This is a genomic window from Henriciella marina DSM 19595 (assembly GCF_000376805.1).
Lineage (GTDB): Bacteria > Pseudomonadota > Alphaproteobacteria > Caulobacterales > Hyphomonadaceae > Henriciella > Henriciella marina.
The window spans coordinates 1021263-1044525 of record NZ_AQXT01000002.1 but is presented as its reverse complement, the minus strand read 5'-3'; the positions used below and the strand labels follow the sequence as shown (position 1 = coordinate 1044525).

The following is a 23263-nucleotide window of genomic DNA, read 5'->3' as shown; positions in this document are numbered from 1 at the left end:
TTCAGACGTGCGGCCTTGCCGATGTTTCCGGCCGCATTGAAAATCATGTGTGGCGCCTAGGGGTGCTCTATTTCCAAAATGATCATGTTTAAGCTGCCGTCTGGACCGGTGTCGAATGAGTGGGTCTCAATCAAGTTGAAAGAGACGGGCGGGGAGCGTTCTCCAGCGGCGGCTATGATCTTCCGCAGACTTTCAATGATGACTTCATTTCTTGCCAGAAGCACAAAGCGATTCACGTCTCTGTTCCAGAGAAGATCGAAGTCGATCTCGCTCGGACTGGCCGTTGTTATTGCGGGATAGACACTGGCGGCCCCAGTATGTCCCAGGCTGTTGGTGAGACGGTAATTTGGTGCCACCGAGCAGCTCGGGCGCGGTGATATCAGCGCCGGCTCTACCGGGGACCAGACGAGACTAACGCTGCTAACATCAAGCTTCAGGAGTGGAATCGACATTTCGGCGATCGCGACGAATTCTTCCTTGGAGTTGTTACAGGCCATGGTGGAACGGCTGTACTGGTAGCTACCCGGGTAGCCAGCGAGCGCCGCGAACATGACCCCGCCCGTGACGAGCAGTCCCGCCAATGCCCGCTGGCGTATTGCTCCGGCCAGAAGCAGTAGAGCGGTTGTAATAACGGCGATAGTTACAGCCAGTTTGAAAACGGCAGGAAAGGGCGAGAAGTCTCTGATAACGCCTTGAAGTTCATACCTGTCGTGGACCGACACCAGGTACATGGTAACCAGGAATACAAGCTGCAGCGCTATCGCCAGTAAAGATACCAGGCGATCGCTGAGACGATGCTCGACCTGGAACATGGGCAGTCCCGCAACTATAAAGGCGGGCCATATCAAATGGTAGCTGATGTAATCGACCTGAAGGACATTCTGGCCAGTACTTTCAAAATAGACGAAGCCAGCTAGCGAAATCAGGTACCAGGCCGAGACCAGGACAGTCTTTCTGTTAGTCTCCGAAAATTGCCGGCCACTGGTCAGTCCCCAGACCACGACCACAATCAACATGATCATTGCAATCGCGGTTGCCGCAAGAACGAAGCCGATCCAGCCGGCGATAGAGAACCAGTCGTCGAACGCAACCGTCCATGGATTATCGTCCAGCGCCCTCATGACGAAGTTGAGCTGCGGCTCCATGAAGTTCAGGGGCCCGCCAAAAGCCACGCTCAGAAGCGCAAGCACCGCCAATCCAGCTGCAGCTCCGGCAAGGCCGAAAATCGCCAGACGCAATATGGGGATCTGCCGGTTGGTAAAGAACGCGTAGGCAAGCACGATCAGACTGGCCGGAAGCAGAGCGGCAAGCGCGAAGGTGGTGCTCAATGCGACCACTGCGGCCGCGCCGCCGACAAATGCCCAAACCCAATGAAACTGTTTCCCGATGCGCAGCAGGCAGAGCGTGCTCAGAAGAAAAAACGCGTTGGCAAAGCCCGCGTGATAATTCCAGAAAGTCGCAGCAAGATTGTTGCCATGTAGACCCGGGTAGCACGCGGCCAAAGCCAGCAAAATAAGCGCAATTCTGCGCGTCAACAGCTGTTTGGCGATGAGGTAGAAAACAACAAGGTTTGCAATGAGTATCGTGCTGGTCAGCACAATCTGACCGTACTCATAGGAAAATAGCTTGAAGCACAGCCACCCCAGGGAATGCCAACCGATCCGTGACCCTTTGTAATCCGAGGATAGATACTGCAGCCGTCCATCGTCGGCGACGTCAAACCCGAGAAAATATCTGAGCGACTGCCAGTTGTCGGCGCCCCCCTGATCGAAAAACCAGTTGCCGTTGGACGCGATTCCGAACCACACCAGTGGTAAACAGATCAGGAAGAAAGGCGCGACAAGGGTGGTATGTTTAGACCCGTGCCAGGCACCCAAAATCTCGCGACGCCCATTTCTCGACCGGAGATTGGAAGCAAATTCATTTACACGGCTTGATGGCCGGGTTGACGTATTCATCTTTGTTTCCCGAGATTTAGATAGGTCCGTCACCAAAGTGGGCTCAGCCCATTCATAGCTGGTTTCTATCGCGCTCTAGCGCGGTTTACGGAAAACGCCAATCATCAGGCCTATGGGGAGAGGAAGCACTGTAGACCCCTTATTGGGCTTTGCCGGTGCTGGCATCTGAAGCGTCTGCCGGATGCGGCGTGCAACGAGATTGAGATCTGCCGGAAAAGGTATTCCCTTGATCGATTCCTTGACGAAGCCTCTTCGGGTCAGGATGCGATCGATCGTATCGGGCCGGAAATACCAGATGTGCTCGAGCAGATAAGAGTTCCAGAAACGCCCCGTAAGTTTGGCGGCCGCACTTCCAACATTTGGAACGGTGAAGACAAACAGGCCGCCTGGCTTCAGCAGCGCGTAGATCTGATCGAGTGACTGATCGAGCTTTGGAAGGTGTTCGAGCACGTCCCAGGCCGTAATGATATCGAATGATCCGTCGGCAAATTCAGATGACTGCTCGCGGGCATCGTCCACCGCACCCCGGAACACTTTGCCGTCCCAGGCTGACTTTTCAGAGTCGACCTCAAAACCGATGGCATCAAATTCGGGGATCTGTTCGAGGAACGCGCCAGACCCGCAGCCAAAATCCAGAAGGCGGCCGCCGCTCGCATGCCGTCGCAGCGCCTTTGCAAGGCCTGCAAAACGGGCATGTTCCGAGGTTGTCTGACTTTCGTCCTTGGACCACGAGCTCGCGACCTGGCTGTAGATGAAATCGTATTCCTCAGATGTGAATTGCGGAGAGGTGAAAATGAACCCGCAATCCTTGCATTCTGCGATCCGGCCTCGGACGGCTCGTTCACGATTGGTCAGAAAAAACGGCACGGCGTCAGATGGCGTTCCCGAGAATGTCGCGGGGTATTTTTCGACGATGTCCCGACCCTGACAAACCGGGCACTGCTTGATCTCAATCATTGTGCCATTTCGCTTTGCTGTCTTTCTTGCTGAGATTTTGCTGGTAGGGCTGGCCGAGACGTTTCAGCAGCGAGAAGCGCAATATGTAGACGTACCATTTCAGGTAATTCCCCATCCAGGAAAGCATCTTGAACTTTGAATTACCTGCGGCCCGATCGCGGTTGATGGTGGGAACTTCTGAAATATTATAGCCGAGGATGTAGGCCTTCGCGATCAGCTCCAGCGTGATCTCGAACCCGCCGGTCGACTCGATATGAATGTCATCCAGCACTTCGCGTTTGTAGATGATGAACGCGTTCGTCATGTCGTGCGTGGGGATGCCGGAGAGCCGATGCAAAGACCCGTTCGCAAGACGCGACAGGGCGAGCTTGATTTTCGGCCCCCCGATCTTTGCCCCGCCTGGCGCATAACGCGACGCGACGACGAGGTCATAGCCTTCCTGAATCTTTGAATAGAGCGCATTGACCGTTTCGGGCATGTCCGAGAGATCGCACATGATTGGCACGATATAGTCGGTTCTCGCGACCTCGAATCCCGTCTTGAAGGCCGAAACCACGCCGGTGCCGGTGTTCTTTACGAACTTGATGGAGGAATGTTGGGCTTCCAGGAATTCGCGGTGGACAAGGGTCGTATCATCGTCCGAGTCGTAGATGATGTAAGCGAAATAGGGCTCTGTAATCGTTCGCTTAATTTCGTTGAACAGATTAATAATATTGTCCTGCTCATTATACACAGGAACAATGAGCGAAATCTTCGGGTCGGTTTTCAGCTCGCTATCGTAAGATTGATCAGCCTGCATAGCCGCAACTCTCTCGCCCATTCATGTGAACCGCCAGTTGTTATGCGGCTTTGGCATGATTGAAAAGGCACCTCTCCTAGGAATTACAGCTTCGAAAGGTTTGGTGAGGCCGGTGCAATCAATTGATTCCAACTGGCTCGAGGGACCCGTCGGAGCTCTGATCGATATCCGAAGAAAACAGCAGCCTTGGCCGACGGATTGCGCCGGGCGGGGCGTCTAAGCTTTCAGGTAACGCCAATAGAAAGCCTGCAAGCTCATGATATCACGCCTCTTAAAGTCGCGCTTGGTGCTCGTTCTCGCGATATTCGTTCTGGCCGCGGCGGGGTGGTTCGGCCTCAAGGCCACTGTGCTGTCGGGCGCCGAAACGCCGGACTATCAGACCGCGCAGGCGACCCGCGGCGATATCGAGGTGACCATATCTGCGGCGGGCAAGATCACGCCGAAAGTGTCCGTCGATGTTGGCGCGCAGGTGTCCGGCCAGCTTCAGGAACTTCTCGTCGAGATCGGGGATGAGGTCGAGAAGGGCGATCTTCTTGCCCGGATCGATCCGACACTTGCCCAGACCAGTGTCGAGGCCAATCGCGCGCAGCTATCCGAACTTCAGGCGAGCCGTAAACAGCAGCAGGCAACCCTTGAACTTGCGCGCGCCGACGCAGACCGCGCCGAGATGCTCTACAAGGCTGATGCCATAGCCCGCGCCGAGTTTGAAAGCGCTCAGGCTGAGCTGACAATTGCGCAGGGCCGCCTTGAGGCAATCGAGGCCCAGATCCAGCGTCAGTCATCATCCCTGCAGTCAGAACTCGCCAATCTCGAATTCACCCGCATCTATGCGCCGATTTCCGGCACGGTCGTGTCGTCGGCCGCTGTTGAGGGCCAGACGCTCAACGCCAATCAGACCGCGCCGATCATCCTGACCATCGCGGACCTTGGCGTCATGACGGTCGAGACCGATGTGTCCGAGGCAGACGTGCTGCGGATCGATGAAGGCCAGGAGGCTTACTTCACGACGCTTGGCGATGCGACCCGGCGCTGGGACACGACCGTGCGGCAGGTCTTGCCGACCCCTGAGGTTCTCAATGATGTCGTGCTCTACAAGGCGCTGGTCGACGTTGAAAATCCGCAAGGCCGGCTTAAGCCCCAGATGACGGCGCAGGTTTTCTTCGTCACGGGTCGCGCATCCAATGCGGTTCTCGTCCCCGTGACGGCCCTCCAGTCGCGCCCTGCGCGCACAGAGCGCCCGCAAGGACAGGGCGGCGGCCAGCCTGTCGCGAGCAATGATGGCCGACGCCGCGGCTTCATGCAGGCCGATGCAGCATCGCCTGATGGTGAAGCTGGACCCGGTTCGCAGCACCGGGAAGACTTTCGGCGCGCGCGTGACGCAAATCCGGAAGCTGAAACAGCCACGGTTCTCGTCATTGCGGGCGATGGCACGCCGCAGCCGCGGCGGGTTATTGTCGGGTTGAAGACGCGCACTATGGCTGAAATCATTTATGGCATCGACCCGGGCGAGACCGTTATTACGGGCGGTGTCTCCATACAGCGGCCGGCCGGGAATGAGCGTGGCGGCCGGCGTGGCGGCGGTCCCCGCTTCATGCGCGGATAGGGGCAGGCCAGATGTCAAATTCCTTGATTCAGCTCGAAAATGTTCGCCGATATTATGGTGCGGGCGATACGGAAGTCCGTGCGCTTGACGGTGTTTCCCTGACGATCAATCAGGGCGAGTTCGTTGCCATTGTCGGTCAATCGGGCTCCGGCAAGTCGACATTGATGAACATTCTGGGCTGTCTGGACCGGCCCACGGACGGTACATACACGGTGCGTGGAGAGTCCATTTTACGGCTCGATGCGGACGAGCTCGCGGCGCTGAGGCGCGAGACGTTCGGCTTCATCTTCCAGCGATATAATCTGCTCGCCAGTGTGACGGCCTCCGAGAATGTCGAGATCCCGGCTGTCTATGCCGGCCTCGGCCAGGAAGAGCGCCGGACCAGGGCAAAGGAGCTGCTTGCCCGCCTCGGTCTCGGTGACCGGACAGGCCACAAGCCCGGCGAGCTGTCCGGGGGCCAGCAACAGCGCGTTGCGGTTGCCCGCGCCCTTGTGAACGATGCCGAGGTCATTCTCGCCGATGAGCCGACCGGCGCGCTCGATTCAGGGTCGAGTGCAGAGCTGCTGACGTTGCTGGAAGGCCTGCATGAGAGCGGGCGGACCATCATTCTCATTACCCACGATGAAAAGGTCGCAGCACGTGCGAAACGGGTCGTGACGATCGAGGATGGGCGTATTGTTTCAGATAGCGGGGATCAGCAGGGCCATCAGGAGACCCGTGAGCCTTATCGCTATACGCGCAAGGGCCCGTCGCCGATTGGGCAGGTCTTCGAAGCAGTAAAAATGGCATTCCGGTCGCTACGCGCGAATTTGTTTCGCACGGCGCTGACCTTGTTGGGGGTCGTCATCGGTGTCTCTGCCGTGGTGGCCATGCTGGCGATCGGGCAGGGGAGCCAGCAGGACGTCATGGCCCGATTTGAATCGCTTGGCCCGAACCTTCTCTTCGCTCGGCCAGGCGCGCCGGACCAGCGCCAGCGCGGCGACGCCATCGCAACCCTGACCCTTCAGGATGCCGATGCATTAGGAGAGCTGGATAATATCATCGCCGCCGTCCCTTCGCGGTCCAGCAATGCCACGCTGCGCGTTGGATCGAATGACGCGCGCAGCCAGATCGAGGGCGTGTCGGAGGATTGGCCCATCGTCCAGAACAGAGGCATGAAGTACGGCACGTTCTTCACAGAGGATGATATGGACCGGCGCATTGGCGTTGTCGTTCTTGGCACGACGACCGCCGGCAACCTCTTTGAGGACGTTCAAAGCGCGGTTGGCCAGTATGTTTTTCTGGGCGGTGCACCGTTTGAGGTCTCAGGTGTGCTTGAAGAGAGGGGCGCGACCGCATGGGGACAGGATCAGGACGATGTCGCGCTTGTGCCGATTACTACCGGCATGATGCGCCTCTTTGGCCAGTCCTACCTTTCTTCGATCACTCTGGCCGTCGACGATACCGACCGGATCGCCGGGACCGAAGAGGCGGCACGCGCACTGCTACTCGCGCGGCACGGCACTGAAGATTTCCAGCTGCGCAACACTGCCTCGTTTCTGGAATCCATGCAGGAAGCGCAAAGCTCTTTCTCGATCCTGCTGGGATCTGTCGCCTCCATCTCTCTCCTCGTTGGCGGGATTGGCGTCATGAACATCATGCTGGTCAGCGTCTCGGAACGGACGCGAGAGATCGGTGTGCGCATGGCGACCGGCGCACGGCGATCCGACATCATGATCCAGTTTGTCGTCGAGGCACTTGTCGTTGGGGGCCTCGGCGGGATCGCCGGCGTCCTCTTCGGCCTTGGCATCTGTTTCATCCTGGCAAAGAGCGGCATGACCATCGCGGTCACTGCTATGCCCGCCATCCTCGCTTTCACCTCGGCGCTCGGCACCGGCCTTGTTTTTGGTCTCCTGCCGGCCCGCAAGGCTGCGCGTCTCGACCCTGTCACCGCGCTTGCTTCGGAGTAACCCAATGCTGCGTTCATTCCTCATCTCGGCCAGCCTGATCGCGCTCTCTGCGTGCCAAACGAGCTTTGCTCCACAACCGCCCGTCAGCGATGCTGCGATCGCGATGCCCGCCGCCTATGATTACGCGGCAGAGGTCGAGACGCTGGCGAAGACCGATGAGGCCTGGTGGGAAAGTTTCGAAACCGCAGAGCTTGAAGCCCTGATGGCTGACGCGCTTGCCGCAAACCAGACCCTGGCGCAGGGGATCGCCAATATCCGCGCCTCACGCGCCGCGGTGCAGGTCGCCGATGCGGCCTTCCTGCCGCAGGCAAGCGCTGGGTTGTCGGCCTCCAGCAGCACCGCAGGGCAGGGTCTGGACGACTTAGACGCCAGCGGGCGCCTTTCGGCCTCCTATCAGCTTGATCTCTTTGGCGCGAACGCAGCAAATCGCGCAGCAGCCCTCGCAAATCTGGACGCGGCCATGTTCAACCAGCGGGCACTGGAACTTACCGTACAGGCCGATGTGGCGAGCAACTACTTCTCCTTGCTTGCTGCGCGGGACCAGCTGGCGGTCGCGCGCCAGAACCTCGATATTTCCGAACGCATTTTCGAGATCGTCGAGGTGCGCTATGAGGCTGGCGCGATCTCCGGCTTCGATGTGTCGGCCCAGCGCGCCCAGCTTGCAAATGCACGGGCCCGCATCCCACAAATCGAGGCACAGATCACGGGTTTTGAAACCGCACTTGCGATCCTGACCGGCCGCGTGCCGCAAGGCTTTGAGGTGCCCGGAGAGGATATTCTGGACGTTGCCCTGCCGCAGATACCAGCTGGGCTCCCCTCTGATCTTCTCCTTCGGCGGCCCGACCTTCTACAGTCTGAAGCCAGCCTTCGCGGCGCTAATGCCAATATTGTGGTGGCGCGAGCAGCTTTCTTCCCGACCGTCGACCTTGGCGCAGGTCTCAGCGCGCTGCTAACCGGCGGGTCCAGCTTGACGGGATCGCTTTCGGCTGGTCTCGCGCAGACCGTTTTCTCGGGCGGGCGTCTTGATGGTCAGCTTGAAGCTTCGCTCGCACGGCGCGACGCGCAGCTTGCCGCCTATCGCCAGTCCATACTAAGCGCGCTTCGCGATGTTGATGTGAGCCTACAGGCCTCAGACACCAATGCCACGCGCGAGGCCCAGCTGGAGATTGCCGAAGCGGCGGCAGCCGATGCGCTTGAGGCGGCGGAGCTGCGCTACCGGGCAGGTTCAGATGACCTTTCCAGCCTGCTCAATGCGCAGCAGACTTACTTCGACGCATCGAGCAATCTGGTTCAGGTCCGCCTCGACCGGCTGACGTCTGCGATCAATGTCTATGTCTCGCTAGGGGGTCGGTATTAGGCGCACTTGCGCGATTGGAGCTCGAGGCCTGCGCTCTACATCGGTGTCATGAGAATTTTGCCAGCGATAACCATCGTCATCTTCGCAGGGTGCGGCGCACCGTCAGAGCCGTCGACATCAAACGCACAGCCAGCGTCTGTTTCCGAGCGGTCAGCCTTGGTGGCGCCAGACACCTCTGGTCTCAACGAACAGACCATCGAGGCGACGCTGGAGGCAGCCGAGGGGCTGCCGCAATTGCGGTCTTTGATTGTCATGCGTGATGGCGAGGTTCTGGTTGAGGAGCGGTTCAATGGCGGCCCGCCTCTGGACCGCGGCGTAAACATCAAGTCGGCCTCCAAATCGGTCATGTCTGCGCTGGTCGGGATCGCAATCCATAAAGGCGTACTGACCGGTGTCGATCAAACGGTACTCTCCGTTCTCGAGGCTGATGCGCCCGCCGACCCGGACCCGATGCTGTCAGAGGTCACCGTTGGTCACCTCCTGTCGATGCAATCCGGTCTGGAGCGAACCTCCGGCGCAAACTATGGCCGCTGGGTCGTCAGCGATAATTGGGTGCGCCACGCCCTGTCGCGGCCTTTCGTCGATGAACCGGGCGGACGCATGCTCTATTCGACGGGCAATACGCACCTGCTATCTGCCATGCTGACCAGCGCTTCGGGCAGAGATACCTATCAACTCGCCGAGGATTGGCTCACTGAACCGCTCGGCATCAGCATCCCGAGCTGGCAAACCGATCCGCAGGGCATCTATTTCGGCGGCAACAACATGTCGATGAGCCCGCGGGATATGGCCGCCTTTGGAGAGCTCTATCGGCTCGGCGGCGTCGTTGACGGTCAGCGTGTCCTCTCGGAAGACTGGATCGAGGAAAGCTGGACGCCGCGGACCGTTTCGCCATGGAGCGGTGAGCAATATGGTTATGGCTGGTTCATCAGCGACGCGGGCGGTTTCCCAGTACGCTATGCCTGGGGGTATGGCGGCCAGATGATCTATGTGCTGCCAGACCTTGGCCTTACGGTCGTCATAACGTCCGACACAGGCAGCGAGCGGGGCAGCAGCCATATCCGCGAACTTCACGAGCTTCTCGAGGAAGGGATCGTCCCGGCCGCTGTCGATGGCGGCTGAGCCAGCGCTTCGGTCAGATCATGTGGCGGCTCCAGTCACCGAATTTGTGGCGGATCTTCCCGCGTGGAATGGCGAGGGCTGCGATGGCGAGGCCGACGACGACATCAACGGCCATCTGAAGCAGTGTCGCCTCAACGATGAAGGGCATCAGCGCGACCGCGACGCCGAGGCAGAGATTGAGAAGACGCACGGGGCGGATCGGTTCGGCGAGAGCTGCGACACTGACGGTAATGACAAGCGCGCCGAGAAGGTGGTCAGCATCGGCGAGCGCGCCTTCTGTCCCTAGCGACAACCGTGTGAACATGAGCCAGACGCCGAGAGCAGCGCTGATCAGCAGCGTGTAGGAGAACGTCATGCCGCCAGTGACCATTTCACGGATCACCGTGCCAGGCGGTTGCATGAAGTCGTCCTCGACGCGCTCATCAGGGCCGTCATCGGTATCGCCGCGGAACAGGACCCATAGAACCGGGCGCCCCTTCTTCTTGCGGCGGATGAGGAACTGGAAGGTCGCAATCAACTCGTCGACGGCGTAAGGGATCTGAAGCAGCATCATCAACGCCGCGATAAGGCAGACCGTGCACCAGGTGCCGATCACGATGGGCTGGATAATGATGAAGGTGATGGAAACCACGCCAAGCGGCACGATCATGATGCCGAAGATCAGCACAAGCCACGGCATGGTCCGCCAGCGCCGCGACGAGCCGACAATGCCCGTCAGGATTTCCAGCATGTAAGTAAGGGCACCGACGCCAGCATCAGGCACAGGCCAAGCTTCGGAGATACTGGAGGTGATGATTTCCTCTGTCCCGTTTTTGCCGTTTCCGGGCGTGCCTGAGAAAAACGGCTCCCAGACGGCGTCGATATGCCCAAGCTGGTAGGCGGTCATATGGCGCGAGATGAGGAAGCCGATAACGGCGAGTGCGATGATCGGCACGCGCTGGAACCAGCTGGATGGCGACTGGTCCCATCCGGGGGGGATTGTCGGGCCGGTGGCGGCGGCGGCTGGCTGCACGCCCGGTGTCGGCCTGGCCAGAACGGCGAGACCAAAGATCAGAGCGCCAGCTAGGGTCTGGTTGAGATAGACCGCCCCCGTGGGCGCCCAGAAGACCAGCGGCGCGAACATGATCCACGTTGCAACACCGGCGGTTGCCCAGCGCGCGAGGCGAAGCTTCCAGCTGAGCGACAGGAAGCCGAGGACCATCACGGCGAGACCCGAGAAAACATCACTCCAGATGAGCGGCGCGGAATCGTAGACAATCATCGCCGGACTGCTCGCGAGCCATGCCCCCATGGCGATCGTCAGGAAGGGGGTCCAGATAAATTTGCGGTGCAGGCTGAGCGTTTCGTTCTCGTCCTCGATGCGTACCTGTTCGGGGTCGTGATCCTCTTCGTCCGCGGCCGTCAGCCATGGCGGGGGCGTGATGCCATTACGCTCATACCAGGCAAGTGGATCGGATTTCAGGTCCTCGATCATGGCCGGCAGCGTTTCGCGCAGGCTGTGTTTCGGCTCCCAGCCGAGCAGACGCTTTGCGCGCTCGATACTGAGTTCGTAATGGTCGTCAGCCATGTCGACCATAAAGGGCCGGATAAAGGGCTTTTCCCCCTGGTCGATATCATCCGGAACGACAGGTTCTGTTACGGATTCCGTCCAGGCCCCTGCAGATGCGACGGGTTTTGGAAGCGAAAAGGTCCGCCAGTCCTCTTCGCCATGGATGAGGCGGGCGATCTCCTGCTGCAGCTCCTGATAGCTCATCGTGTCGGTCTCGCCGATCAGGATAACGTTTTCAGCTGGCAGCTCCTTGCGCCGCTCTACCGTGCGGCGGAAGGCCTCGACCATGTCCTCCTGATGCAGGAAAGCCTGACCCACCTGGAGTGAGCCGGCATAGGCATGGCCATGCGGATTGCGCTCATAGATCCTGCGGATTTGCTCAGACAGCGTCGGGACAGCGAATGTCTCATCATAGACGCCAGCCAGATGGAGCAGCGTATAGGGAATGGCGCCATGGGCCTCGCGAATGACGCCTTCGGCGGCGGCCTTCGATTGCGGGTAGGCCCATTTCGGATTGAGCTCGGTTTCTTCGGTAATCGGCTGGCCCGGGTCACCGGCCTGATGAACCAGCATGGTGCCGGAATAGATGAAGCGGTCGACGGTGAAGTCCTGAAGCGCTTCCAGGAGGCGGCGCGTACCCTCGACATTCAGCTTGTCGTAGAGTGGGTGCGGCTGGCCCGTGAAATCGAAATAGGCGGCGAGGTGAATGACGGCCGCAAGGGATTGCCCATGCTCCATTGCGAGCTTGTCGAGGGCTTCGCGGACGGACTGATCGGAGGTTAGGTCGCACCCGATCAACTCGCAATCGGCCTCCTTTCCGGGTCTGTCCAACCCGACGATCTCGTATTTGTCCTTGAGGACAGAGACCAGCGCGCTTCCGAGATTGCCCGCGGCGCCAGTAATCAAGATGAGGGGTTTGCTGTCTGTGGTCCGGGACGCCGATGCCGCGTCCGTACCGCGCTCGGCCTGATTTTTATCTGCCAATGATTGTCACCCCCGTGTCGAATTATTCCTCATTCAGGCGTTTGGCCCATGGCTCTTGGCCAACGCATCGGTATGGGGACTGTTCCGGCGGAAGCTTCCTGGGAAGCCTGCGCCGGCGCCTGATTGATCCCGGCTAGCCCCTGCCTGTCCTATTGCCCCGGCCCTCGCGCGGAACTGATTCGCCGATGCGGCATTGATTTGCCAATGGAGGGCCAATCATGGCTATGCGTGCTTACTGGAAAGGCTATTTGCGCCTTTCCCTCGTCAATATCGGGATCGAATTATACTCTGCGACATCATCCTCGCGGACCGTGTCCTTGCGACAGATCCACAAACCCAGCGGCAAGCGTATCCGCTATCAGAAGATTGCTGAAGGTGTCGGACCCGTCGACAAGGATGAGATCGTCAAGGGGTTTGAGACCAGCAAGGATGAGTATGTCATCCTGGAGCCAGAAGAGCTTGATGAGATCAAGCTGGAAAGCAAGCGGACCATAGATCTCGTCCAGTTCGTGGAGTCGTGCGAGATCGATCCACGTTACTTCGAGAAGCCATACTATGTCGTTCCGCGCGATGATGAGGTTGCTGCCGAAGGCTTCACCGTCATCCGCGACGCGCTGCGCAAGAACAAGATGGTTGGGCTGGGACAGATGGCGGTGCGCGGGCGCGACTATGTGGTTGCGATCAAGCCTTGCGGGGATGGCCTGCTTCTCGAGACGCTCCGTTTTGCCGACGAAATCCGCGAGAGTGACAAGATTTTCGACGAGATTCCCGAGGTCAAACCCGACAAGGAGATGCTCGAGCTTGCCAGCGAGCTGATCGAGCGAAAGACCAAACCCTTCAAGCCTGAAGTCTTCAAGTCGAGCTATGCCGATGCGCTCATGGACCTCATCAAGGAGAAGCGGGAAGAGGGCGCGGTTAGCCACGATGACAGCGGCGACAGCGATACGCCCCGCGGCAAGGGCAAGGTGGTCGACCTCATGGAGGCGCTGAAGAAGAGCGTCGACAAGGACAAGAGCGGCGCCAAGAAAAAGACCGCCTCGAAAACCTCGTCCAGGTCCTCGAAGTCAAAGTCTGGAAAGGCGGCGTAATCAGGCATGGCGAAATCCAGCTCCGACTCCCTCAAGACCTATCGTGAGAAACGCGACTTCTCACGAACGCCGGAACCTGACGGCTCTTCAAGGCGCAAGTCGAAATCCAGGGGTAAGCTCAGCTTTGTGGTTCAGAAGCATGATGCAAGCCGCCTGCATTATGACTTCCGGCTGGAGCTGGACGGCGTTCTGAAAAGCTGGGCGGTCACGAAGGGGCCGAGCCTCGACCCCGCCGACAAGCGCCTCGCCGTGCGTACTGAAGATCACCCTCTCGACTATGGCGACTTCGAAGGGGTCATCCCGGATGGCTATGGCGCCGGGACGGTCATGCTCTGGGACCAGGGAGAATGGATCCCGCGCGAAGACCCTGAAGAGGGGTTGAAGAAAGGGTCCCTGAAGTTCGACCTCAAAGGTCAGCGCATGAAAGGCGGCTGGGCGCTGGTCCTGATGAAGAACAACTCGAAAAAGGGCAGAGAGAACTGGCTTCTCATCAAGGAAAAGGATGACGAAGCCGACCGCGACTCCGACCCGCGTGAGACCTGGCAGACCAGCGTTACAACCAATCGGGATTTCGATGAGATTGCCGTGGCCGCGGCAAGTGGGGACGCCAACATTCTGGGCGAGGATGAGGCGCCCGATTTCCCGGACTTTGTTGAGCCACAACTTGCAAAACTGCGCGATGATCCGCCGTCCGGCGAAGAATGGCTGCATGAACTGAAATTCGATGGCTACCGCATTCAGGCACTGATCGCAGGACATCAGGTCCGCCTGATCACGCGCAATGGCAAGGACTGGACGGATCGCTATCCGGATGTCGCCAAAGCGCTTGCGGAGCTGGATGTGAAGAGCGCGGCGATAGATGGAGAACTCGTTGCGCTGGATGATCGTGGCCACAGCCATTTTGCGTCATTGCAGGCGGCCACAAAAGGTGAAGGGGATGCAGCGCTCGCCTATTACGCCTTCGATCTCCTGTCGCTCGGCGGCAAGGATTTCCGCAAGAAACCGCTGACCGAGCGCAAGGCCGCGCTCAAGGACATCATGCCGAAAGATGAGGAGATCATCCGGTTCTCCGATCACATTGCGGGCAAGGGCGAGGACGTCATCGGCAAGGCCTGCGGCATGGGCCTCGAAGGAATTATCTCCAAGAAGGCCGCCGCCAAATATGTGTCGGGACGTGGCTCCGGCTGGATCAAGTCGAAATGCGTGGGGCGCGATGAATTCGTGATCGGCGGGTATCGCAAGTCCGACAAGCGCGGTCGGCCTTTTGCTTCGCTGCTCCTGGGGGAGTTCGAAAATGGCAAGCTGCTTTACCGAGGGCGCGTCGGCACGGGCTTCAATGAGGCGCTCATGGATGAGCTGGCGGGCGCGATGGCAAAGCTTGAGCGCAAGACGCCGGCTTTCGAGGATATTCCATCGGACGCGAAACGCGGCGCGGTCTGGCTGACGCCGAAACTTGTCGGTGAGATTGCTTACACAGAGCGCACGTCCGACGGCTTGCTGCGTCATCCAAGCTTTCAGGGGCTGCGAGAGGACAAGGCACCAAGGGACGTCAAGACGACAGCAGCCAAGCAGGAAGAGGCTGGCGACGAAGACAATGGCAAGGTGCTCGGTATCCGCATTAGCCACCCCGACCGCGTGGTCTATGAAGAGCAGGGCGCCACCAAGCGCGAAATCGCCGAATACCTGGCAGAGATTGCGCCGCGCATGATCCCACATATCAAGGACCATCCGGTAAGTCTTGTCCGGTGCCCGTCAGGGGCAGGGGGCAAGTGCTTCTACCAGAAACACCACACTGACTCCGTTCCAGCCGCGATCGGCGAAACGAAAATCAAGGAAAAGGATGGCGAGACATCGAGTTATCTCGTTCTGAACACGGCTGAGGCGCTTGTCTCTTCGGCGCAAATTGGCGCGCTTGAACTGCACGTCTGGGGCTCGCGAACCGACAAGCTTGAGAAGCCGGACCGGCTTGTGCTGGATCTCGACCCTGATGAGGGGCTTGATTTCGAGGATGTGAGGTCAGCTGCCTACGAGGTACGCGACGTGCTCGGCGCAGCGGGTCTGACGACTTTTGTGCTGCTGACTGGCGGCAAGGGATTGCATGTCATAGCGCCACTTGAGCGCCGGCAGGGCTGGGATGAGGTCAAGGCCGCCTCACGGGGCCTCGCAAAAAAGCTATCGGAGGCAGCCCCGGATATCTATGTCGCCGAGGCGTCGAAAGCCAAGCGCAAGGGGCGTATCTTCATCGACTGGCTGCGCAATGAGCGCGGGGCGACAGCGGTCTGTCCATACTCGCTGCGCGCAAGGCCCGGTGCACCGGTCGCAACGCCTGTCCGCTGGGACGAGCTCGCTGGCATATCATCCGGTCATGATTACACGCTGTCCAATATCAGACGGCGTCTAAGCTCTCTCAAATCGGACCCGTGGGAGGGCTATGATGATGTCAGGCAGTCAATTTCGAAGAGTGTACTAAGCGTACTTTCAGACGCTTAAGCCTCAAGCGTCTGCGCGCCCTTCAAAAGATCCTCAATCTTGATCGGATAGCGCGCTGTGCGAACGCCCGTTGCATGCCAGACCGCATTGGCAATCGCGCCAACCGTGCCAGTAATGCCCAGCTCGCCGACACCTTTCACACCAAGGTCATTTACGTGCGGGTCCTCTTCATCGACCAGTAGCGCTTTGAGGTGCGGCACGTCAGCCAGCACCGGAATGTGATAGCCGGCAAAGTCATTATTGAGCGGTCTGCCGCTACGCTTGTCGTGAATGCCTTCTTCGTGGAGGGCAAAACCGACGCCCCAAATCATACCGCCGGTGAGCTGACTTTGGGCGAGGCGCGGATTGATGATCCGTCCGGCGGCGAATGCCCCGACCAGCCGGGTAACGCGAACCTGGAAGAGGTCAGGATCGACCTTCACTTCAGCGAAGACTGCCCCGTGCGAGAACATGGCATAGGTTTCGGTGCTGGCCTTGTCGCGGTTGCCGCGGCCTTTGCCTTCGATTTCTTCGATACCGGCCCTTTGAAGAATGTCGGTATAGCTTTCACCGACGTTCGGATCCTCGGCCTTGAAGAGGCGGCCATTTTCACCCAGCACGCGTTCATTGCCCGCGCCGAAGAGTGGCGAGTCCTTGTCCTGCGTTGCGATTTCGGCGAGCTGGCGGATGACATCATTGCCGGCCGCAAAGAGCGCGCCGCCTGCCGACGCCGTATGCGCCGAGCCGCCGGCGACACTGCCATCGGGGAGATCAGAATGGCCGATGTCGAACTCGATATCGTCGGCTGCCATGCCAAGCCCGTCCGCCGCCATCTGCCAGAGAACCGTCCAGGCACCTTGGCCCATATCGGCGCCAGAGGTTTCTGCGCGCGCGCTGCCATCCTGGCGAAGGACCGCCCGTGCCTTTGCGGGGAAGAAGGGCGCGTGGAAGATACTGGTGCCCATGCCCCAGCCTGTCAGGAGGCCGTTCTCATCGCGCATCTGGCGAGGTTTCAGCGGTCGGTCCTCCCAGCCAAAACTGTCAGCAGCCGCTTTATAACATTCCCGTAAAGCCTTGGCAGAATAGGGCTTTCCGTTGGACGGGTCCTTTTCGGCATAGTTCAGCAGGCGAAACTCCAGCGGGTCCATGCCTGCCTTCTCTGCGGCCACATCGATCGCGCATTCGATTACCGCAGATCCGGTTGCGATGCCCGGGGCGCGCATCGCGCCCGGCGTGCCGGTGTCGAAGCGTGTGCCGGAATGGCTGACGCTGATAGACGGAGTCGCATAAAGGCTGAGGCCCGCATTCGCCGCGCCGTCCAGCCAGTTATCGAAGCTGCTCGTCGAGACGTTCGCCGTGTGCTCAAAGGCGAGAAACCTGTTCTTGGCATCCATGTCATAGCGGACGCTCTGGCGCGTCGCGCTCCGGTGCTGGACCGGTCCGAACATCTGGTCGCGTTTGAGTGCCAGCTTCACCGGCCGCTTCATTTCACGTGCCGCGAGGATCCCCAGCATCTGCGGCCCGAACAGGACGGCTTTTGAGCCGAATCCGCCGCCCAGATAGGGCGAGCGAAGCTTCACATTTTCAGGCGGAATGCCGAAATAGTTGGCGATACCGGGCTTGGCGAGGCCAATGGCCTGGTTCGGCATGTCGACGGTGACATGGTCGCCATCCCATTCGGCGACGACGGCATGGGTCTCCATGGCGTTGTGATACTGAAGGGGCGTATCCATTTCGACGCTGGCCGATTGGGTCGCCTTCTTGCGGTTGCCCTCAAAATCACCCGTTGAGAATTTTGGCGGCGTGGAGATGCCGACCGCTTCCGGGGCGAACGCTTCGCCATCATCAAAGCCGATGCGCGCCTGGTCAGTTTCGTAGGTCGCCTTAACCAGCCGGGCGCCTTCGACGGCGGCTTCGAGCGTCTCGGCGAGCACAACCGCGATTGGCTGGCCGGCATAACGGACCTTGTCATTCTGCAGCACGTCGATCCGGGCAGTAAAGGGCGTGGTCTTATGATCGGGATCCTGCGACAGGGCAGGGGTATTGGCGGGCGTCATCACATGAACGACGCCCGGATGGGCGAGTGCAGCCTCTATATCGAGGGACGTCACGCGTCCGCGTGCGATACTTGCCCCCGCAAAGACGGCGTGGAGCAGGTCTTCTGGGTGGTTGTCCGCAGCGTAGGTCGCCGTGCCGGTGACTTTCGCGATGCCGTCGCGGCGCGTCATCGGCTGGCCCGAGTTTGAGCCCAGCCGGACATGGTGGGCCGCGACCATAGGTGTGTCAGCCATTAGCGGGCCTCCTTTCCAACCGCAAAGACAGACCCGGGAAGGTCCGGCATCTTCGGCGGCGTCCCATCTGCGGCAGCTTTGAGCGCGCGCACCAGGATGCGTCTTGCCAGTTCGATCTTGTGGGCATTGTCGCCCGAGGGTCTGGCATCTGCCAGCGCCGCATCGGCAGCTTTCCTGAAGGAGGCCTCGTTCGCTTCGGCGCCATTGAGAGCGTCTTCTGCTTCGCGTGCCCGCCAGGGCTTTGCGGCGACACCGCCGAGCGCAATCCGCGCGTCCTTGATGCGGCCATCTCCGATGTGGAGCATTGCGGCCGCCGAGACGATGGCGAACGCATAGGATGTCCGGTCACGCAGCTTGATATAGCGAGCCCGCGGCGCAAACCGCTTGGCGTCCGAGGGAAGGATGATCGCGGTGATGATCTCGCCCTGTTTGAGTGCGCTTCCGGGCGGCTGCGTGCTGCTTGGCAGCGTATAGAACTCATCGATCGAAATCTCACGCGACCCATCCGGGCCATCGACCACGACACGCGCGCCGATCGCGGCCAGTGGCACGCAGAAATCAGACGGGTGGACGGCGATGCACGTCTTCGTCCAGCCAAGCACGGCGTGCTTGCCGGTCTCGCCTTCGAGCGCATCACAGCCCTCACCAACCTCATGCAGATTACAGGCGCTATGGGGGTCGTAGAAATAGGCGCAGCGGGGCTGCTGCATCAGATTGCCGCCAACCGTCGCCGAATTGCGAAGCTGGCCGGACGCCGCTGAGAGCAGGGCTTCGACAATCGCCGGATAGTCACTTAGAATATCGGCGTTGCGCGCAAGGTCTGAATTGCGCACCAGCGCACCGATGCGCAGCGACCCGTCTTTCTGTGGCTCAATCCGCTTGAGGTCATCAAGGCGTGTAATATCGACAAGGCTATCGGGCGTGCGGACGCCAGCCTTCATCAGGTCTAGAAGATTGGTGCCACCGGCATAATAAGAAGCGCCGGGCTTGTTCGCGGCCTTGATCGCCTCTTCGATGGTTTCGGGTCGCTGATAATCAAACGACTTCATGACTTGGCTCCCCTCGCGATGCGCGCCTGAGCGTCCATGACAGCGTCCTGAATGCCGGCATAGGCGCCGCACCGGCAGAGATTGCCGCTCATGCCCTCGCGCACGGCTTCGGCAGAAGCGTCGCCGTCCGTTTCGCCCAGAAAGCCGACCGCGCTCATGATCTGTCCCGGTGTGCAGTAGCCGCACTGGAAGCCGTCATTCTCGATGAAGGCGGCCTGCACCGGATGCAATGTGTCGCCATCGGCGAGGCCTTCAACAGTGGTGATGTCTGCCCCGTCGAGACTGACAGCCAGCGAAAGGCAGCTATTCACACGTCGGCCATCGATCAGAACCGTACAGGCGCCGCACTGGCCGCGGTCGCAGCCTTTCTTGGTGCCGGTCAGGCCAATGCGTTCGCGCAGGACATCGAGCAGCGTCGGCCGGGCATCCTCCAGCTCTACATCGTGTCCATTGCCATTTATTTTCAGAGATATCTGAAACGCCATGCTCTCTCCCGCGCGCTGCCGTCCTGATCATGATGCTAGTGCGCGGGTGATCGGAAGGCGAGGCGTCCAGCCCGATTTAATTGGTTGACCCAACGAAAAAGCGCCCCGGCCGGGACCGGGGCGCTATCTGGTTTCCATCGCTGAAAAGGCGACTAGTTGACGTCGAAACGGTCGAGCATCATCACCTTGTTCCAGGCCTTCACGAAGTCCTTCACGAACTTCGTCTCATGCCCGTTCTCGGCATAGACTTCGGCGATTGCGCGAAGCTGCGAGTTGGAACCGAAGACCAGGTCAGCCCGGCTTGCCGTCCATTTCAGGTCGCCGCTGGCGCGGTCATGACCTTCATAGAGGTGCTCGTTCTCTTCCGATGCTTTCCAGGCCGTTTCCATCTCGAGCAGGTTGACGAAGAAGTCGTTCGTCAGCTGGCCGACACGCTTGGTCAGCACGCCATGCGGCTTGCCATCGGAATTGGTGCCGAGGACACGCATGCCACCGACGAGAACCGTCATTTCCGGCGCGCTGAGCGTCAGAAGCTGGGCACGGTCGACGAGCAGTTCTTCAGCCGGGACCATATAATCCGGCTTCACAAAGTTGCGGAAACCATCAGCCATCGGCTCAAGGTAGGCATAGGATTCAGCATCCGTCATTTCCTGGGTTGCGTCGGTACGGCCCGGTGTGAACGGAACGTCCACATCATGGCCTGCATCCTTCGCAGCCTTCTCGACAGCGGCGCAGCCACCAAGGACGATAAGGTCGGCCATGGAGACTTTCTTGTTGCCACTATCAAACCCGTTCTTGATGCCTTCCAGGGTGGAAAGAACCTTGGCGAGTTGGGCCGGGTTGTTGGCCTCCCAGTTCTTGGCTGGCTCAAGACGCACGCGCGCCCCATTGGCACCGCCGCGCATGTCGGACCCGCGGAACGAGGCTGCCGATGCCCAGGCTGCCGAAACCAGTTCTGAAACCGAAAGACCCGAAGACAGGATCTTCTCTTTCAGCGAACTGATGTCCGACGCATCGATCAGATCGTGATCGACCGGCGGGATCGGATCCTGCCAGAGCAGGTCTTCCTGAGGCGCTTCATCGCCGAGATAGCGGGACTTTGGCCCCATATCGCGGTGGGTCAGCTTGAACCATGCACGGGCGAAGGCATCCTCGAACTCCTTCGGGTTCTCATAGAACCGGCGGGAGATTTTCTCGTAGGAGGGGTCCATCTTCAGCGCGAGGTCGGTCGTCAGCATGATGGTGCTGACTTTCTTCGAGTCATCATCAGCTGCCGGTGCGAGGTCGCTTTCCTTCACATTTTTCGGCTCCCACTGATAGGCGCCAGCCGGGCTCTTGGTAAGCTCATAGTCATACTCGAAGAGCATGCGGAAATAATTCATGCTCCACTCGGTCGGGGTTGGCGTCCACGCGCCTTCCAGGCCCGATGTAATGGCATGACCGCCAACACCGCTCTCATGTTCGCTGGTCCAGCCAAAACCCTGCGCCGCGATATCGGAGCCCTCTGGTTCTGCGCCGACCAGGCTTGCATCGCCAGCACCGTGACACTTACCAAATGTGTGACCACCAGCGATCAGGGCGACGGTTTCTTCGTCATTCATCGCCATGCGCGCAAAGGTATCGCGGATATCGAAGGCCGACTTCATCGGGTCAGGCTCGCCGTCAGGACCTTCAGGGTTCACATAGATGAGGCCCATCTGGACGGCTGCGAGCGGGTTTTCGAGCGCGCGGCCTTCAGCGTAGCGGCTGTTCGGGTTGTCCGAGGGGGCAAGCCACTCTTCTTCAGTGCCCCAGTAGACATCTTTCTCTGGCTCGAAAACGTCCTTGCGGCCGCCAGCAAAACCAAATGTCTTGAAGCCCATATCCTCAAGCGCGACATTGCCGGCGAGGATCATCAGGTCAGCCCAGGAAAGGCTGGCGCCATACTTCTTCTTGATTGGCCAGAGAAGGCGGCGTGCCTTGTCGAGGTTGCCATTGTCTGGCCAGGAATTGAGCGGCGCAAAGCGCTGCTGACCTGTGCCTGAACCGCCGCGACCGTCGCCGACGCGATAGGTACCTGCAGAGTGCCACGCCATGCGGATCATGAACGGGCCATAATGACCATAGTCAGCCGGCCACCAATCCTTGGAGTCCGTCAGGACGTTTGCGATGTCCTGCTTGACCGTTTTTAGATCGAGTTTCTTGAAGGCCTCTGCATAATCGAAGTCCTCGCCCATCGGGTCACCGGCAGGGTGCCTTTGGTGCAGGATTTCGAGGTTGAGCAGCTTTGGCCACCACTCCTTGTTACCACGGCCCTTGAAGAGCCAGTGGCGTTCCTCGCCATGAATTACGGGGCATTTGGCGTCGTCAGCCATGATAGAATCCTTCCTTCTAGCTTGCGCTTTGATCTGAACCTGTAACCTACCTGATCAAGCCGCATCGAACAAATCAAAACGCCGCCGATAAGCTATAGGCATAGTCTATATGTAGGACAAAAGCATGGCAGGCCGGGCGAACCGGCCTGCCTGCGCGTGCTGTTGTTATCTGGGGATCCTTCAGATTTCGACGACAATCTTGCCGAAATGCTTCTGACTCGCCTGATGGGCGAATGCGTCCGCCAGTTTTTCTAGCGGGAAGCGATCGCTGATGACGGGCTTGATGCCGCTTGATTCGATCGCGGAGATCATGTCTTCCTGCGATTGGCGCGACCCGACCGTGATACCGGAGACGGTGATATTCGAGCTGAAGAGCGCTGCCGTTGGCACCTCACCAGAGATACCGGTCAGGACACCGATCAGCGAGATGTGTCCGCCGATACGGCAGGCCGCAATCGACTGGCCCATCGTGCCGGGCCCGCCGATTTCGATGACTTCATCGACGCCGCGCCCGCCAGTCAGTTCTTTCGCCTTGGCACCCCATTCGGGCGTTTCCTTGTAATTGATGACGTGATCGGCGCCGAGCTCTTTCAGCTTTTCGAGCTTCTCATTCGAGGAGGACGTGGAGATCACCCGTGCGCCAGCCGCCTTGGCAAACTGAAGCGCGAAGATCGACACCCCGCCTGTGCCTTGCGTGAGCACCCAGTCGCCCGGCTGGATGGAGTTCTCGACCATCAGGCCGCGCCATGCCGTCAGCGCGGCGCAGGGCAGGGTGGCTGCTTCGGCAAAGCTCCAGCCGTCTGGCATGCGGGTGAGGCCTTCTGCCGGCGCGGCAACGAGCTCGGCCGAGAACCCGTCAATCCGGTCGCCCGGAACCGCGAGCATCTTGTCGAGCTCCGGCGGGCCATCGCGCCAGCCTGGGAAGAAGGTCGAGAGTACCTTGTCGCCCTTCTTGAAGCGGGTGACACCCTCGCCAACTTCGACAACTTCGCCGGCGCCATCCGACATCAGGATCCGGCCATCCGGGCAGGGGATGCCGCCCTGGGCCACCACGAAGTCGTGATAGTTGAGCGAGGTTGCCTTCACACGGACAAGGACCTGTCCTGCCTTTGGCTTGGGATCATCGCGGGTCTCGATCTGGATATTCTGCAGACCACCGGGCTTTTTCAGACTGGCGACTTTCATTTAGGCACTCCCTTTGGGTTTTGGATTTGTGCAACCGCAAAGCATCACTGCCCCTGCGAAAGCC

The 23263-nt window shown here is 59.7% G+C and carries 15 protein-coding genes; 6 read left to right on the top strand and 9 right to left on the bottom strand.

Annotation, left to right across the window (positions count from 1 at the left end; translation table 11 throughout):
• Positions 1 to 56: 56 nt before the first annotated feature.
• The 3 genes from F550_RS0105180 to F550_RS16920 all read right to left on the bottom strand — a co-directional run bounded on the left by F550_RS0105180 (position 57) and on the right by F550_RS16920 (position 3714).
• Positions 57 to 1958, bottom strand: coding sequence for a hypothetical protein (locus F550_RS0105180; protein WP_156807822.1), 1902 nt, complete (start codon positions 1956 to 1958; stop codon positions 57 to 59).
• Positions 1959 to 2033: 75 nt separating this feature from the next.
• Positions 2034 to 2915 (bottom strand): class I SAM-dependent methyltransferase, encoded by an 882-nt coding sequence (locus F550_RS0105175; RefSeq protein WP_018147466.1) that lies wholly within the window; start codon positions 2913 to 2915, stop codon positions 2034 to 2036.
• The gene (locus F550_RS16920) at positions 2908 to 3714 is read right to left on the bottom strand and encodes a glycosyltransferase (RefSeq protein WP_018147465.1); all 807 of its coding nucleotides are present in this window, start codon (positions 3712 to 3714) and stop codon (positions 2908 to 2910) included. Before F550_RS16920 ends, F550_RS0105175 begins: the two co-directional genes overlap by 8 nt.
• Before the next feature lie 256 nt (positions 3715 to 3970).
• Here F550_RS16920 and F550_RS0105165 point away from each other — a divergent pair, with 256 nt between their 5' ends.
• From F550_RS0105165 to F550_RS0105150, 4 genes are read left to right on the top strand one after another with little or no spacing between them, the layout of a single operon-like run.
• Positions 3971 to 5317 carry an efflux RND transporter periplasmic adaptor subunit gene (locus tag F550_RS0105165; protein ID WP_018147464.1) on the top strand — a complete coding sequence of 449 codons (1347 nt, stop codon included), beginning with the start codon at positions 3971 to 3973 and terminating at the stop codon, positions 5315 to 5317.
• Positions 5318 to 5328: 11 nt separating this feature from the next.
• Complete coding sequence (locus tag F550_RS0105160; RefSeq protein ID WP_018147463.1) at positions 5329 to 7266, top strand: MacB family efflux pump subunit; 1938 nt, start codon at positions 5329 to 5331, stop codon at positions 7264 to 7266.
• Positions 7267 to 7270: 4 nt separating this feature from the next.
• On the top strand, positions 7271 to 8623 hold the full coding sequence (locus F550_RS0105155) for an efflux transporter outer membrane subunit (RefSeq protein ID WP_018147462.1): 1353 nt from the start codon (positions 7271 to 7273) through the stop codon (positions 8621 to 8623).
• 48 nt (positions 8624 to 8671) lie between these two features.
• On the top strand, positions 8672 to 9745 hold the full coding sequence (locus tag F550_RS0105150; RefSeq protein ID WP_083910913.1) for a serine hydrolase domain-containing protein: 1074 nt from the start codon (positions 8672 to 8674) through the stop codon (positions 9743 to 9745).
• A 13-nt stretch (positions 9746 to 9758) separates the two neighbouring features.
• On the opposite strand, the gene F550_RS0105145 is transcribed toward F550_RS0105150, so the two are convergent.
• Positions 9759 to 12278, bottom strand: coding sequence for an NAD-dependent epimerase/dehydratase family protein (locus F550_RS0105145; RefSeq protein WP_018147459.1), 2520 nt, complete (start codon positions 12276 to 12278; stop codon positions 9759 to 9761).
• A gap of 218 nt (positions 12279 to 12496) precedes the next feature.
• On the opposite strand from F550_RS0105145, the gene ku reads away from it, so the two are divergent.
• Both ku and ligD read left to right on the top strand, forming a co-directional pair.
• Positions 12497 to 13366, top strand: coding sequence for a non-homologous end joining protein Ku (gene ku / locus F550_RS0105140; RefSeq protein WP_026180582.1), 870 nt, complete (start codon positions 12497 to 12499; stop codon positions 13364 to 13366).
• A gap of 6 nt (positions 13367 to 13372) precedes the next feature.
• Positions 13373 to 15856 carry a DNA ligase D gene (gene ligD, locus F550_RS0105135; protein WP_018147457.1) on the top strand — a complete coding sequence of 828 codons (2484 nt, stop codon included), beginning with the start codon at positions 13373 to 13375 and terminating at the stop codon, positions 15854 to 15856.
• On the opposite strand, the gene F550_RS0105130 is transcribed toward ligD, so the two are convergent.
• From F550_RS0105130 to F550_RS0105110, 5 genes are all read right to left on the bottom strand, one after another.
• Positions 15853 to 18126 (bottom strand): xanthine dehydrogenase family protein molybdopterin-binding subunit, encoded by a 2274-nt coding sequence (locus tag F550_RS0105130; protein ID WP_018147456.1) that lies wholly within the window; start codon positions 18124 to 18126, stop codon positions 15853 to 15855. The two genes, ligD and F550_RS0105130, sit on opposite strands and share 4 nt — an antisense overlap.
• The gene (locus F550_RS0105125) at positions 18126 to 19175 is read right to left on the bottom strand and encodes an FAD binding domain-containing protein (RefSeq protein ID WP_018147455.1); all 1050 of its coding nucleotides are present in this window, start codon (positions 19173 to 19175) and stop codon (positions 18126 to 18128) included. The genes F550_RS0105130 and F550_RS0105125 overlap by 1 nt, the downstream gene beginning before the upstream one ends.
• Complete coding sequence (locus F550_RS0105120) at positions 19172 to 19660, bottom strand: (2Fe-2S)-binding protein (protein ID WP_018147454.1); 489 nt, start codon at positions 19658 to 19660, stop codon at positions 19172 to 19174. The genes F550_RS0105125 and F550_RS0105120 overlap by 4 nt, the downstream gene beginning before the upstream one ends.
• 152 nt (positions 19661 to 19812) lie before the next feature.
• Positions 19813 to 22014 (bottom strand): catalase/peroxidase HPI, encoded by a 2202-nt coding sequence (gene katG, locus F550_RS0105115; protein WP_018147453.1) that lies wholly within the window; start codon positions 22012 to 22014, stop codon positions 19813 to 19815.
• A 180-nt stretch (positions 22015 to 22194) separates the two neighbouring features.
• A complete protein-coding gene (locus F550_RS0105110; protein WP_018147452.1) occupies positions 22195 to 23199 on the bottom strand; it encodes a zinc-dependent alcohol dehydrogenase family protein in 1005 nt (334 codons plus the stop codon).
• Positions 23200 to 23263: the final 64 nt, after the last annotated feature.

Bases quoted from the DNA above. Each gene is read 5' to 3' on its own strand.
- F550_RS0105180 (WP_156807822.1), bottom strand. From the start codon at position 1,958: ATGAATACGTCAACCCGGCCATCAAGCCGTGTAAATGAATTTGCTTCC.
- F550_RS0105175 (WP_018147466.1), bottom strand. From the start codon at position 2,915: ATGATTGAGATCAAGCAGTGCCCGGTTTGTCAGGGTCGGGACATCGTC.
- F550_RS16920 (WP_018147465.1), bottom strand. From the start codon at position 3,714: ATGCAGGCTGATCAATCTTACGATAGCGAGCTGAAAACCGACCCGAAG.
- F550_RS0105165 (WP_018147464.1), top strand. From the start codon at position 3,971: ATGATATCACGCCTCTTAAAGTCGCGCTTGGTGCTCGTTCTCGCGATA.
- F550_RS0105160 (WP_018147463.1), top strand. From the start codon at position 5,329: ATGTCAAATTCCTTGATTCAGCTCGAAAATGTTCGCCGATATTATGGT.
- F550_RS0105155 (WP_018147462.1), top strand. From the start codon at position 7,271: ATGCTGCGTTCATTCCTCATCTCGGCCAGCCTGATCGCGCTCTCTGCG.
- F550_RS0105150 (WP_083910913.1), top strand. From the start codon at position 8,672: ATGAGAATTTTGCCAGCGATAACCATCGTCATCTTCGCAGGGTGCGGC.
- ku (WP_026180582.1), top strand. From the start codon at position 12,497: ATGGCTATGCGTGCTTACTGGAAAGGCTATTTGCGCCTTTCCCTCGTC.
- ligD (WP_018147457.1), top strand. From the start codon at position 13,373: ATGGCGAAATCCAGCTCCGACTCCCTCAAGACCTATCGTGAGAAACGC.
- F550_RS0105130 (WP_018147456.1), bottom strand. From the start codon at position 18,126: ATGGCTGACACACCTATGGTCGCGGCCCACCATGTCCGGCTGGGCTCA.
- F550_RS0105125 (WP_018147455.1), bottom strand. From the start codon at position 19,175: ATGAAGTCGTTTGATTATCAGCGACCCGAAACCATCGAAGAGGCGATC.
- F550_RS0105120 (WP_018147454.1), bottom strand. From the start codon at position 19,660: ATGGCGTTTCAGATATCTCTGAAAATAAATGGCAATGGACACGATGTA.
- katG (WP_018147453.1), bottom strand. From the start codon at position 22,014: ATGGCTGACGACGCCAAATGCCCCGTAATTCATGGCGAGGAACGCCAC.
- F550_RS0105110 (WP_018147452.1), bottom strand. From the start codon at position 23,199: ATGAAAGTCGCCAGTCTGAAAAAGCCCGGTGGTCTGCAGAATATCCAG.